Source organism: Microbacterium sp. GQ128, assembly GCF_059758615.1.
In genome coordinates this window covers 115572-128774 of sequence record NZ_JCAXDY010000006.1, presented here as the reverse complement: position 1 = coordinate 128774, position 13203 = coordinate 115572, and the positions used below count along the sequence as shown (strand labels likewise).

The window sequence follows — 13203 nt, the reverse complement described above, 5'->3', positions numbered from 1 at the left end:
CGGATGCGCGACCCTCACGGAATCCTTACGCCCGCGGGAGGAGGACGGTGAGGGGGAGTGGATCACCGTCCCCCGGTCCGAGGGGCACTGCTGCTGCCGAACGGAAGAGCGGTGCACCTCGACACTCTCGGTCCCGGTGTCCCGGGCGCGAGGGGCCGTCGTCCCGAGCACGGGGGAGACCACGTCCGGGCGCCCGACGGCGCCGCCCGTCGAGTCGTGACGCCCGCCCCTCGCGCCCGGGATGGCCGGACGCCGAGAGTGGCGGCGTGCCCGCTCGGGGCTCACCGACAGAACAGGAGAGACGGATGTCTCAGATCACCGCCGCGCGAACCCGCGGCTCACGCCCACCGGCCGCACCCCGTGCAGGTCGCCTCTGGCTGCTGTGGGGTGTCGCCGCCGGCCTTCTCGGCTTCGCGGCGACGATCCTCTTCGACGTGCGGCCGTGGACCGAGGCCGACTACGAGCGCGGCGGTGTGCTCATCGCCGCCGCCGAGGATATGCCCAACCTCGATCCGATGGGCAACCAGCTCGGCTTCCTCCTCGGGTTCGCCGCCGTCGCCTGCCTTCTCGTGCTGCACGGCGCCTGGCGCGTCCGCACGGAGCGGGTCCGGAATTCGGTGGCCTCCCGCGTCTTCTCCGCGGGACTCGTCACCTCGGCGGCGGGGCTCACGTTCGGGTACGGGTGGAAGGGGTCGCTCGCCCTCTACGGTCACGGCGGCCCGGAGTTCGGGAGCTTCGGCGACGAAGGGCTCCTCGTCTTCTACGCGCTGACCGACTTCGGCGCCTTCATCCCCTGGTTCGGGGTGCTCGTGTCGCTGGGAGCGCTCGCCGCGATGGCCTGGGTCGAGCGCTCGGTGTCGCGCATCCTCGGCACTCTGCTCGCGGGGCTGGTGCTGCTGGTGGTGGCCGGCTACATCGTCACCGGCGTCCCCGGGCTCGCGGGCCCCGTGGGCGGTCTCGGCCTCGCTTTCGCGTCGCTGTGGATGCTGGTCGGCCGCCGCGGCGTCGCGATCGGAGACCACGTGGCGACCCGCCAGGACCTGGCGACCTCCGCGGCATCCGACACCGAGTCCGGCGCGGAGCAGCGGCGCTGATCATCTCAGCCGTGGGTCGGCGGCACGCACCAGCACGAGCGTGCCGCCGTCCGCCGGCTGCTCCCAGGCGATGCGGAGCCCCGCCTCCTGCGCCCACTCGCGCATCGACGCGAGACCGACGCCCGCGCCCGAGGCCTCGCGCATGCCGCGTCCGTCATCGCACACGCGCAGGATCACGCCCTCCTGGCCGCCGAGAGTGACCTCGACGGACGCGGCCTCGGCGTGGCGCACCGCGTTCAGGAGGGCCTCGGCCGCGATGCGCAGCAGGATGCCGGAGCGGCCGGGATCGAGGACGAGGGTGCCCGCGACGGAGAGATGCACCGTGCTTGCCGCCCCGGTGAACGACGTCACGAGGCTGTGCAGCTCGGCCGCGAGGTCGTGCACCTCAGTCGTGCCTCCGCGCGCCAGTCCGGTCAGCGTCACGGTCTGCGCGTCCAGCAGTGCGTCGACTCCGCGCGCGGCGTCCTCCGCTGCCGCGCGATCACCGCGTGCCAGGAAGTTGGATGCGGCGGCGAGTGAGAATCCGGCACCGGCGAGTGCGGGCCCCAGGCCGTCGTGCAGCTCGCGGCGGAGCGCCCGACGCTCGGCATGCCGCGCCTCCGCCGCCCTCCCCCGCGCCTCGTCCAGTGCGGTCGATGCGATGGCGAGGCGCACGACGACGCCGATCACGGGGACGAGATCGGCGATGGCTTCCCGGGCTCGTCGCCCCACGGGCAGCTCCGGGTCCGGGCCGGTGACGGCGAGCACCGTCGTCGCCCCGCTCTGCCCTCCGGGGCGCAGGGTGAAGAGGGAGGGGACGCCCTCCGGTGTGCCGACGAGCACCCCCACGGCGTCATCGCCCGCCGACGGCGCCCCCGGGTCGGCGGTGGTGCTGATGCGCACCGAGCCGAGTCGCAACGTGCGGCGCAGCGCCGAGGCCAGCGCGCGCAGTCCATCGGCGCCGGTGGCGATCTCGCCGACCTCGGCTCCGAGAGTGCGCACGAGACGTTCCGGCGCTCCGGATTCGCCGTAGACGAGCCGGTCGACGCGGCGGTGGATGAGGCGCCTGGCGGGGAGCAGGCCGATCGCGATCACGGCGGCCGTCGTGAAGACCGCGATCGGGGTCGGCGGCGCGATGGTCTCGAGCGTCGTGACGATGAGCAGGTATCCGCCGGCGGCCAGCACCGCGAGGATGCTGGTGGTCAGCACGGCACTGACGGCCACGTCGATGCCGCGAAGACGGTGTTGCAGGCCCATCACCAGCACGGCGGAGGGATAGAAGATCTGCCCGACGATCGGGGCGATGGTGCCGAAGACCCAGATCGGCGCTGCGAGCTGCAGCGACGCGGGCAGCACGGTCACCACGTAGGACGCCGTGAGGAACACGTGGCCGACGAACAGCCACAGCAGCGGCGACCTCTCGTCGCGCTGCGCCCGCATCGCCTGGCGCGCCAGGATCCCGGCGACCACGAGCGACGAGCACAGTGTCAGCGCCGCCGCGACCGCGTACGTGCCCGGGAGCAGGCTCTGATAGTCGGGCCAGGGTGGCGCGAGTGGGTTCTCGAGGGGGCCGTCGCCCTGCTGCGTCAGGGACGACACGGTCGCCACGGCGGCGGCGGCCACGACCACGCGCACCAGCACCCGGCGGAGCACGGATCGTCGTCTGGGCAGGAGCAGCACCGGCACGATCGCCGTCAGGAAGGTCCCCGGCACGAAGGCCCACCCGCCGGCATACGCGAGCAGTCCCGCTCCGGGGAGCGAGGGATGCGCGAGCGACAGCAGACCGTACTGCACCCCGAACGCCGCGAGTCCGGAACCGACCGCGTGCACACCGAGCAGGATCGCCACCGGCTGCGGGCGGCGCAGCAGCAGCACGGCGGCGAGCGGCGCGTAGACGACCGCGACGGTGACTCCGATGTCGTCGAAGCGCGCCTGAGCCTCCGGCGGCGCCGGGGAGAGGAAGGTGCCGGCGACGGGGGCGGCGGGGAGCTGGAAGATCCAGGCCAGGGCGACCGACGCGGCAGCCAGTCCCCACGCCGGGATCAACACGGCGAGTGCGGCGAGGGTCCGTGCCGGTGCGGGGCGGTTCATGCCTTCCCCGTCACGGTCAGAGTGGTGGTCGACCCGTCGCCGCCGTCGTCGCCGTCGGTGCGGTATCCGGCCTCTTCCGCCCGTGCTCGGATCGCACCGAGTATCGGTCGGACGTGCTGTCGGGCGCCGAGCAGCCGCAGCTGCCACCGGTCGTCGGAGTCCACGACGACTTCGATGCGCTCGATGCCCCCGCGTCGCCGCGCGCGCAGGACCGCCTCCGCGACGAGGTGGTACACCGCCTCCGGGCGCTCGGGCTCCTGTCGCACATCCGCGAGAAGGGCTGGGTGTTCGAAGCGTGCCGCAAGATCGGCGAGGGCGCCCGGCAGGTCGCCGGCATCCAGCGATCCGGGCAGGAGCGTACGTGCGAGGTCTCTCACGTCGGTCGTGGCCGCCTGCAGCGCCACGGTGGTCCGGGTAAGGAGCGCCCCGGGATCCGCGGCTCCCGGCAGGCCCTGCAGGTCGCGGCGGATGCTCGCGAGCGCCGGAACGATCCCGGCCTCGATCTCGGCGCGGGCGAACCGGCGCTCGCTCGCGGCGATGCGTCGGGCCCGGTCCCGCGCCTCGCGAAGCCCCTCGTTGACCTCGGCGAGGAGCACGGCGACGCTCAACACCCCGCCGATCCGGCGCAGCGCATCGATCGTCCGCGGCTCGGGGCGACGACCTGCGGTTCCGCACACCTCCACCGTTCCGCATGGTCCGTCTGCCGCGACGAGGGTGATGGTCTGCCGGGTCGCCGGATCGATGCGCCCGGCCTCGACCCGGGACCCCTCTCCCGTCGAGGAGGTGATGGCGACCCCGCCGAGCCGCAGGGACTGCCGGAGGGCAGCAGCCAGGGCGCCGAGCGACCCGGTGTCCCCTCCCACGATCTCCTCGCTGACCGTCCGGAGCAGTGCGCGGGGATCGGCCGATCGTCCATAGAGCAGCTGGTCGACCGCACGCTGGATGCCGCGGCGGGCAGGCTCGGCGCCGACGGCCAGGAGCACGACGGCGATCATCCCTCCACTGGTGGGAGTGAGCGGGGCCAGTTGGGCGGCGCTCGCCGCGACCGCGCCGTACGCGACGAGCAGGGCGGACACCAGCAGCACCCCGACCGCGAAGCGCGCACGCGGCGGGTCGACGGCATCGGGAGCACGCGCGATCGCCGTGAGGAGGAAGGATGCCGCCGCGAACAGCACGCCGGCGGGGAGGAACGCTGCGGCGAACGCCGTGCCGATGAGGGAGGGTCCGCTCTCGTCGCCGACGATGTAGCCCCCCACGCCCGAGAGCAGGAGTGCGAAGTGCGCGATGGCGAGCCAGAGCGCGGCTTCTCGATCCGGGGAGGGACGACGAGCCGCCGCCCACAGGATCATCAGCCCGGATCCGAGCGCGAGCGCGAGCCACACGATCCACAGTGCTGCGGCGAGCGGGACGGGCCGACCCTGCTGGAGCTCCGCGGCGCTCGTGACACCGATCGCGGTGGAGAGCAGGGCCCCGGCGACCAGCAGCGAGCGTGACCGGAGCATGACGGCCGCTCCGAGAACGCCCGCGACCGTGAGGCCCCCCGGCATCCAGGCGACGCCGAGGATGTCGAGCCAGGCGCCGCCGTCGATCCCGGTCGCGCGGAGTCCCGAGGCGAGGGTGGACAGTCCCGCACCGACGGCCGTCACCGCCAGGGCGATCGGGAACAACGGACCGCCGCGCCCCCCGTGTCCGCCTCGGGCCGGGAGCAGGGCTGCGGCACCGCCGAATCCGAGCGCGGCGCTGAGGGTGCCGACGGCCTCGATGCCGGAGGCCGAGAGCAGGCACAGCGCCATGCCGGCGAGGGCGGGCAGCCACGAGAACACGAGCAGGAGAGCGACGGGCAGCGTGCGGGTGGCGCGCGGCGGTGCCTCCGTCGTCGTGCGTGCGGCGGCCGTCATGGGCACGGGCGCTCCTCTCTGCGCCTCAGTGTGCCCGAGCGATGGCCGGCGAATCCAGCATCCGACGCGTCCCGGGTCGCATCTCCCGTGACGTCGGGACGCGGCCCCCTCTCGATCGGGACATCGGGACGCCTATCGTCGGCTCTGGTCGACGATGTCACGTCGACGCGAGGAGGGACCATGCGCGGTCGAGCGGGGCGAACCGTGCCAGAGCGGACGCAGACCGCGGTCGGCGTCCGTCGGCGTGCTGGGGGACGCCGATCCGGGTGGCTCTCGACGGCTTCGAGCCGGTCGGGCGACAACGGGGACTCGGCGGGAGCAGATGGGGCTGCTCCCGCCGAGGATGCTCCGAGCCCGAGCCCGCGCCGGCAGCCACCGGAGCGCAGCGGTGATGCGCGACGGACGGGGGACCGCTAGCGTGAGCGGCATGCCGGAGCAGCCGATCGATGCGGATGCGTCGGAGCTCGAGGGCTCCGTGCGCATCTTCGTGGTCGACGACCATCCCGTCTTCGCGTACGGCATGTCGAGCTTCCTCGAATCGATCGAGGGCTTCGAGGTGGTCGGTCGGGCGGGCACGGAAGACGACGCCGTCGAGGGGGTCCTGGCCGCGCAGCCGGACGTCGTGCTCATGGACGTCGATCTCGGCGCGGGGTCGGGTGTCGAGGCCACGCGCCGCATCGTCCGCGCCGCCCCCGGTATCGGGGTGCTCATCGTCACGATGCTCGGCGACGACGACTCCGTGTTCGCCGCGCTGCGCGCCGGAGCCCGCGGCTACCTGCTTAAGAGCGCTCTGCCCGACGAGATCGAGCGCGGGTTGCGGGCGGTGGCTGCGGGCGACGTGCTGCTCACCGCGGAGGTCGGGCGGCGGGCGATCGACCTGCTCTCCGGGGCACGCACGACCGGGCCGGTGGTGTTCCCCGAGCTCACGCACCGGGAGCGCGAGGTGCTCGACCTCATCGCCCGCGGGCTCGACAACCAGGCGGTCGCCCGCCGGCTGGTGCTCTCCTCGAAGACGGTGCGCAACTATCTGTCCGGTATCCTCGCGAAGCTCGCGGTCTCTGATCGCAGCGCGCTCATCGTCCGGGCGCGCGAGGCCGGACTCGGCCAGGACGCCGCCGCGCCGCATCCCGACCCGGACTGAACGCGCAGCTACACTGGCACGCTGTGGAAGATCAGGTGCTGCTCGGGTTCATCGCCATCGCGATCGGAGTGGCTTTCGGCATCCTCCTGTTCGTGCCGTTCGTGGCGATCAGCTACCGCCGGCGCGGGCGGCTCGGCCTCGGGCGCACGCTGCTCTGGCTGTCGGCCCTGATCTACTTCTGGGCGATCTGGACGTACACCCTGCTTCCGCTGCCCGACCCCGACATGATCCGCTGCATCGGGGCGATCACCGATCCGATGTCGGTCGTGCGCGACGTGCAGAAGGCGTTCGCGGCGCCGGGCAACCCGCTGCGGCAGCCCGCCCTGCTGCAGCTGGTGTTCAACGTGCTGCTGTTCGTGCCGCTCGGCTTCTTCGTGCGGGTGCTCGCCGGCCGCGGCATCCTGACGGCGCTCGTGGCCGGGTTCGGACTCTCGCTGCTGGTCGAGACGACGCAGCTGACCGGCGTGTGGGGCGTCTACCCCTGCGCGTATCGCTTCTTCGACGTGGGCGATCTGATGACGAACACCCTCGGCGCCGTCGTCGGCTGCACCGTGGCGCTCATCGTTCCGCGGTCGATGCGCGGCGCGGAGGCGCGCCCCGACGCCGACCTGCCCCGTCCGGTCACCCGAGGCCGCCGTGTGCTCGCGATGCTGTGCGACTTCCTCGCCTACGGGTTCGTGAGCATGGGAGCGGGCGTGATCGTGCAGGTGTGGCTGGAGTTCGTCGTGGAGGATCGCGCCGCGGTTCTCGACGGCAGCCTCGCGTCGGCGGCGGCCACGATCGTCCCGTCCGCGCTGTTCCTGGTGCTCATCCTCATCGGCGGGCGTTCGATCGGCGACGTCGCCGTGCAGCTCCGCTACGCCGGGTCGCGTCTGCCGGCACCGTTCGCACGTCTTCTGCGCTGGGCGGGTGGCATCGGCGGTATCAGCGCTCTTCAGCTGCCGGGCGGGATCTTCGGGTTCGCGGCGGCCGTCCTGTTCCTCGCCGCGGTCATCCTGCCGTTCACCACCCGCGCCGGGCGCGGGCTCCCCGGCATCCTCTCCGGCCAGCACCTGCAGGATGCCCGAACCCCCGCCTCCTAACCCCACCCCCATCCCTCGCCCCACCCCGCCCCATCCCTCGCTTCCGGTCGCAGTTTGTGTCGGAACGGCGGCTCGATACCGACAGAAAGTGCGACCGGAGCGCCCGGCGGCGCACCCGCATGGGAATCGTGAGGACATCGGACTTCCACAGCGGTTTCCGATCACGAACGCGTAACGTCGATGCCATGTCGACCGTTCACGTCACCGAGGACACGATCAACCAGGCCCGCGAGTTGCGTGACGAGCTGCAGCGGTTCCTGCGCGAGTACGAGTTCGGGATGCGCGAGGTCGAGACGAAGATCTCGATCCTCCGCGACGAGTTCACGCACGACCACGCGTACAACCCGATCGAGCACGTGAAGAGCCGACTGAAGTCGCCGGACAGCATCGTCGAGAAGATCGCCCGCAAGGGGATCGACGAGCCCGACTTCGACCGCATCCGCGCCGAGATCACCGACATCGCCGGCGTTCGCGTGACCTGCAGCTTCGTCGCCGACGTGTACCGTCTGTTCGACCTGCTCACCGCGCAGGATGACGTCACCGTGCGCACCGTCAAGGACTACATCGCGCACCCGAAGGACAACGGCTACAAGAGCCTGCACGCGATCATCGAGGTTCCCGTGTTCCTGTCGACGGGCGCGCTGTCGGTCCCGGTCGAGGTGCAGTTCCGCACGATCGCGATGGACTTCTGGGCGAGCCTCGAGCACAAGATCTACTACAAGTTCTCGAACCAGGTGCCCTCTCACCTGGTCGACAGCCTGTCGGATGCCGCGGATGCCGCCGCCGAGCTCGACAGCCGCATGGAGCGCCTGCACCGCGAGGCGCACGGCATCCCCCTGCGCCAGCTCGCCCCGCCGCCCCCTGCGCCGCGGGGTCCCGCCGCGCCTCCCGCCTCCCGGGTCGTCGGGGTCTAGTCCGCGGTACGGTCGATCTCGATGACTTCGACGACTTCGACCGCTCCGCCCGACTCCTCTCTGCGTGAGGATGTCGGAGAGCTCCCGCTGCTCGACGGCGGCGACCCGCGCTGCGAGTGCGACCACGGCGCCGGTGACGATTATGCGGCGTGTGGAGCCAAAGCCCGCTGGCGGGTCACGGTCGAATGCACGTGTGGCGGCGCGCATCCGCGCCGCGTCGAGCTGCTGTGCACGCAGTGCCTGGCCAATCGGCGCCGTGAGCTCGAGCGCGAGTCGATCACGATCCGCGCCATCTGACGCCTGCCGCGGCCGATCGCATTTCCCGCGGATGTTTCGCGGCAGAACGGCCGACGGAAGTGCGAATCACCGACGGGAGCGCAACCCGCGCTGGCTCGGATGAGGGGGCGAGGTCTCGACCTGGGTGGTCGCGGGGGCGCGACCCGGCGGTGCCCCCGACTCAGAGGATCGTCGTGAGCGTCCCGCCGTCGGCGCGCAGCGCGGCGCCGTTCGTCGCCGAGGCGCGCGGGCTCGCCAGGTACGCAGCCAGGTGCGCGATCTCCTCGGGCTCGATGAACCGCTCCAGCAGCGAGGTGGTGTTGCGTGCGGCGATGGCCTGCTTGAGGTCGGCCGGATCCATGCCCTGGGCGCGGGCGATCTGCTCGACGGCGCGTGCGACGCCCTGCGAGTAGGTCGGTCCGCCGACGATGCTGTTGACGGTCACGCTGGTGCCGCGCGTCGACTTGGCCAGGCCGTTCGCGAGGGCGAGCATGGCCGCCTTGGTCGCGCCGTAGTGCGTCATGTCGGCGGGGACGTCGATCCCCGACTCGCTCGACACGAAGAGGATCCGCCCCCAGCCGCGGGTGAGCATCCCGTCGAGTACGTGGCGGGAGAGGCGGACCCCGCTCATGACGTTCACGTCGAAGTACCGCTGCCACTCGTCGTCCGAGATCTCGGTGAACGTCCGCACGTCGAAGATCCCGACGTTGTTGACGAGGATGTCGATCTCGCCGAGCTGGCCCACGAGGTGCCGCACCTGAGCGGCGTCGGCGAAGTCGGCCGCGATCCCCGTGACGTCGACACCGGGTCGGAGGGCGCGCAGTTCCTCGGCCGAGGTGTGCATGCGCTGAGCATCGCGGCCGCTGATCACCACGTCGGCGCCGGCGCGGACGAGTTCCGCCGCGATCGCGTATCCGATCCCCTCGGTCGATCCGCTGATGAATGCGCGCTTGCCGGTGAGTTCGAGTTCCATCTGGGTCTCCTCTGTGGATTGACTTTCCTGAGCAAGTCAAAATGACTTTCCTGGTCAAGTCAAATCGCGAGAACCTATACGCTGAGAAGATGACGACGAACGGTGCGATCCCGCCACTGACGGGCGAGGAGCTCGACACCTGGTCGGCCGTGGCGACGGTGCTCGAGTGGCTGCCTGCGGCGCTCGACGCCCAGCTCCAGCGCGATGCGCAGCTCACGCATTTCGAGTTCGGCGTGCTCTACGCGCTCGCCCATGCCGAGGAGGGTCGACTGCGGATGAGCGTGCTTTCGTCGTACGCGAACAGCACGCTGTCACGGCTCTCCCGTGCGGCCACGCGCCTCGAGACGAAGGGATGGATGCGGCGCACCCCCGACCCGAGCGACGGCCGATTCACCCTCGCGGTCATCACCGAGAGCGGTCGCGCCAAAGTCGACGAGGCGGCTCCCGGTCACGCGGAGCTGGTGCGCGAACTGGTCCTCGATCGGATCACGGCAGCGCAGCGCCGGCAGCTGCGGGAGATCTCGCGGCGGATCGCCGGTGCACTCCGCGACGAGGGTGGATGGCGCCCGCCAGCCTCTCCCGACTCGGCCTGACGCCCACTCTCGCGGGGCGCCTGCCGCGGCCGATCGCACTTCCCGAGGCCGTTTCGTGGCAGAACGGCAGACGGGAGTGCGATTCACCGACGGGAGTGCGAATCACGCGCGCCCGCTCTCGCGGGGCGCCTGCCGCGGCCAATCGCACTTCCCGCGGCCGTTTCGGGGCAGAACGGCCGACGGAAGTGCGAATCACCGACGGGAGTGCGAATCACGCGCACCCGGGGCGTCGCAGCCCTCACTCTCCAGACGCCGCACCGAGCTCGGCCGGGTGGGTGAGCCGCCACCACTCGGTCGGCGGATCGATGCTGCCCGTGATCGCGACCGGGGCGGTCACGGTCTGCGGCCCGGCGGTCCAGGTGATGCTCCCCACGACCGTGCCGTCGCGGTAGGTCGGCGGAGTCTTGATGTCCATCGTCGCGACGATCGGGGTGTCCGACCAGGTGAAGATCGTGGCATCCTCGCCGATCACGAGCTGGGCCGTGGATCCCCAGGGTGTCGTGATCGTGCCGATCTCCTGTCCGGATGTCGCGACGGGCACCTCGTGGAAGCCGGCACGGATGCTGTCCAGCGCGGCGAGCACGCTGCTGTTCACGGACTCGCGCGTCGGTCCTCCGAGGATGACGCCGGTCACCGCGAGCGGGTCGGCGGTGCCCACGACGAGTGTCGCGGTGTAGAGCAGGCTGTACGTGCCCTGGCCCAGGGTGCCGGTCTTCAACCCCGTGATGCCGCTGGTTCCGAGCAGGCCGTTGGTGTTGTACAACTGGCCGGCGCCCGGGAGCGAGATCGACGGGGTCGCCACGATCTGAGCGATCGTCGGATTCGCCGCGGCGAGCTTCCCGATGGCCAGGAGGTCGGCGGTCGTGCTCGTGTTGCGCGGGCTGATGCCGGTGGGCTCGGTGATCGTGGTGCCCGTCAAGCCGTGGGCGGAGAGCCAGTCGCGCGTCGCGCCGAGGAACGCGTCCTGCGATCCGAAGATCCGGGACGACAGCGCCTCGGCGTAGTTGCTCGCCGAAGGGATCAGCATCGCGGCGAGGGCATCATGCAGCGACATCGAGGTGCCCGTGGGCATGGGGGCGATGGTCGCGCCGAGCACGTAGTACTCGTCGTAGAGATCATTGTCGGACTCGTCGAAGGTGATCGTGGGTCCGGGGTCGTCGGCGGAGGAGAGCGGCACGGCATCGAGGATGACCAGCGCGGTGATGAGCTTCGTGATGCTCGCGATGGGGAGCGGGTCGCCGGTTCCGCTCGACGACCAGATTCCGCTCGCCCCCTCGCCCAGATACGCGTCCGCGCCGGAGATGCTGATCGCCGATGAAGCGGCGGGGGCCGCGGCGATGGACGCGGCCGCGCCGGCAGGCACCGGCGGAATCTGCGAGGTCACCTTCGGCGGATTCACGGGAGCGGCGAGAGCCCACGCGATGTAGCCTCCGGTCGCGGCCAGCAGCAGGACGAAACAGGCGGCGGTGATGATGAGCCCCCGGCGTCTGCGTCGCCTGTGCGCCTCCGGGTCGCGATCACGAGGGGAGACGAACTCCTGCTCGTGGGTCATCAACTCCGCGAAGTCGGACAGCTCGTCCGTCGGTCGGTCCGGCCCCGTCAACGAGAGAGCCCGTCACCGAGCGCGTCCGGCATGAGCACGAGGTACCTCCATGAAAGTCCGCTCCGACCTCGAGGCAGAGCCCTTCCGAGGAACCATGTGTGGTCATCATGGCGGACATCCGCCGCCCCGCGCTATCCGCCATTCGGGGGACACGCGCTCCGGCCCTGGGTCTGAGTCCGGATCGGGGGTGCACCGGTTGCGGCCATCCGCGCTTCCGTCGGCCGTTTCGCGCCAGAACGGCCGACGGAAGCGCGATCCACCGACGGAAGCGCGGGCCGGGCCGGGCCGGGCCGGGCCGCGGTCCGCAGCCGCAGCCGAGCCCGCGGCTCTAACCCAGGAACTCCCGCGCCGCGGCCGACAGTGCCGTGACGCCGACCTCGATGGTCGGGTGGATCTCCGGGGCGAAGAACGGGGAGTGGTTGGTCGGGATGTCCTTCTCCAGGCGCCCGGCCGCGCTCGCCTCGGCGAAACGGACCGGGTCGATGCCGCCCCAGAACCAGAACACCAGCGGCACCCCGGCATCCCGCGCGAACCACGACACGTCCTCGCTGCCGGTGAACATGCCGGGGTCGATGACGGATGCTTCGCCCAGGGCACGCTGGAGCGCTGCGGTCACGCGTGCCGTGGCATCCTCGTCGTTGATCGTGGCCGGAAGCGTGTGGTCGGTGCGGATCTCGGGCTCCCGCTCCGCGCCGGAGGCGGTGGCCTCGGCCCGCACGATGCGCTCGACGCTCGCGAGCACCTTCTCGCGCGCCTCTTCGTTCGGGTAGCGCAGGCTGAGTTCGAGCTTCGCCTCCGCGGGGATGATGTTGTTCTTGAGGCCGGCGTGGATCGAGCCGACCGTCACGACGGCGACGCCCTGCGGGTCGATCTCGCGCGAGGTGATGGTCTGCAGGCGCATGACGGTCGCCGCGGCCATGACCACCGGATCGATCGTGGCGTGCGGGCGGGAACCGTGGCCGCCGCGTCCGTGCAGCGTCACGGTCAGGCCGTCGGATGCCGCCATCTGCGTGCCGCTGCGCACACCGATGATGCCGGCGGGCAGCGGGGTCACGTGCTGGCCGAGCACGACGTCGGGCTTCGGGTAGCGGTCGAGGATGCCGGCGTCGAGCATCGCGCGCGCGCCGGCGCCGTACTCCTCGGCGGGCTGGATCACCACGACGAGGGTGCCCGACCACTGATCGCGTTTGGCGACGAGCTTCTCGACCGCGCCGATCATGGCGGTGACGTGCATGTCGTGGCCGCAGGCGTGCATGACGGGAACGGTCGTGCCGGCGGGGTCGACGCCGTGGGCGGTGCTCGCGTAGGCGAGACCGGTCTGCTCCTCGACCGGCAGCGCGTCCATGTCGGCGCGCACCCACACGACCGGCCCGTCGCCGTTGCGCAGCACGCCGATGACGCCCGTGACGCCCACGCCCTCTTCGACCTCGAGCCCGAGGTCGCGCAGATGCTGGGCGGCGATGCCGGCGGTGCGCGTCTCCTGGAACGAGAGCTCCGGATGCTGATGCAGGTCGATGTACAGCGCTTCGAGGTCGATCGTCATGGCCCGAGCCTAGCCG

At 71.6% G+C, this 13203-nt stretch carries 11 protein-coding genes; 6 read left to right on the top strand and 5 right to left on the bottom strand.

The window, feature by feature from the left end; all coding sequences use genetic code 11:
- Positions 1-305: 305 nt before the first annotated feature.
- Positions 306-1094: a hypothetical protein gene (locus AC6CHX_RS18165; protein ID WP_498273953.1), complete on the top strand. Its 789-nt coding sequence runs from the start codon at positions 306-308 to the stop codon at positions 1092-1094.
- On the opposite strand, the gene AC6CHX_RS18160 is transcribed toward AC6CHX_RS18165, so the two are convergent.
- Positions 1095-3164: a sensor histidine kinase gene (locus AC6CHX_RS18160; RefSeq protein WP_498273952.1), complete on the bottom strand. Its 2070-nt coding sequence runs from the start codon at positions 3162-3164 to the stop codon at positions 1095-1097.
- Positions 3161-5062, bottom strand: coding sequence for a sensor histidine kinase (locus AC6CHX_RS18155; protein WP_498273951.1), 1902 nt, complete (start codon positions 5060-5062; stop codon positions 3161-3163). Before AC6CHX_RS18155 ends, AC6CHX_RS18160 begins: the two co-directional genes overlap by 4 nt.
- Positions 5063-5489: 427 nt before the next feature.
- On the opposite strand from AC6CHX_RS18155, the gene AC6CHX_RS18150 reads away from it, so the two are divergent.
- The 4 genes from AC6CHX_RS18150 (at position 5490) to AC6CHX_RS18135 (ending at position 8496) form a co-directional block, all read left to right on the top strand.
- Positions 5490-6203 (top strand): response regulator transcription factor, encoded by a 714-nt coding sequence (locus tag AC6CHX_RS18150; RefSeq protein ID WP_498273950.1) that lies wholly within the window; start codon positions 5490-5492, stop codon positions 6201-6203.
- A 23-nt stretch (positions 6204-6226) separates the two neighbouring features.
- On the top strand, positions 6227-7285 hold the full coding sequence (locus AC6CHX_RS18145; protein ID WP_498273949.1) for a VanZ family protein: 1059 nt from the start codon (positions 6227-6229) through the stop codon (positions 7283-7285).
- A gap of 185 nt (positions 7286-7470) precedes the next feature.
- Positions 7471-8199 (top strand): GTP pyrophosphokinase, encoded by a 729-nt coding sequence (locus AC6CHX_RS18140; RefSeq protein ID WP_498273948.1) that lies wholly within the window; start codon positions 7471-7473, stop codon positions 8197-8199.
- Between the two features lie 21 nt (positions 8200-8220).
- Positions 8221-8496: a hypothetical protein gene (locus AC6CHX_RS18135; RefSeq protein ID WP_498273947.1), complete on the top strand. Its 276-nt coding sequence runs from the start codon at positions 8221-8223 to the stop codon at positions 8494-8496.
- Positions 8497-8656: 160 nt separating this feature from the next.
- Here AC6CHX_RS18135 and AC6CHX_RS18130 read toward each other — a convergent pair whose 3' ends face one another.
- On the bottom strand, positions 8657-9448 hold the full coding sequence (locus AC6CHX_RS18130; protein WP_498273946.1) for an SDR family NAD(P)-dependent oxidoreductase: 792 nt from the start codon (positions 9446-9448) through the stop codon (positions 8657-8659).
- Between the two features lie 89 nt (positions 9449-9537).
- On the opposite strand from AC6CHX_RS18130, the gene AC6CHX_RS18125 reads away from it, so the two are divergent.
- Entirely contained in the window at positions 9538-10041 is a 504-nt protein-coding gene (locus AC6CHX_RS18125) for a MarR family winged helix-turn-helix transcriptional regulator (protein ID WP_498273945.1), read from the top strand.
- Between the two features lie 238 nt (positions 10042-10279).
- On the opposite strand, the gene AC6CHX_RS18120 is transcribed toward AC6CHX_RS18125, so the two are convergent.
- On the bottom strand, positions 10280-11644 hold the full coding sequence (locus AC6CHX_RS18120) for a D-alanyl-D-alanine carboxypeptidase family protein (protein WP_498273944.1): 1365 nt from the start codon (positions 11642-11644) through the stop codon (positions 10280-10282).
- 328 nt (positions 11645-11972) lie between these two features.
- Positions 11973-13187: an amidohydrolase gene (locus AC6CHX_RS18115; RefSeq protein WP_498273943.1), complete on the bottom strand. Its 1215-nt coding sequence runs from the start codon at positions 13185-13187 to the stop codon at positions 11973-11975.
- Positions 13188-13203: the final 16 nt, after the last annotated feature.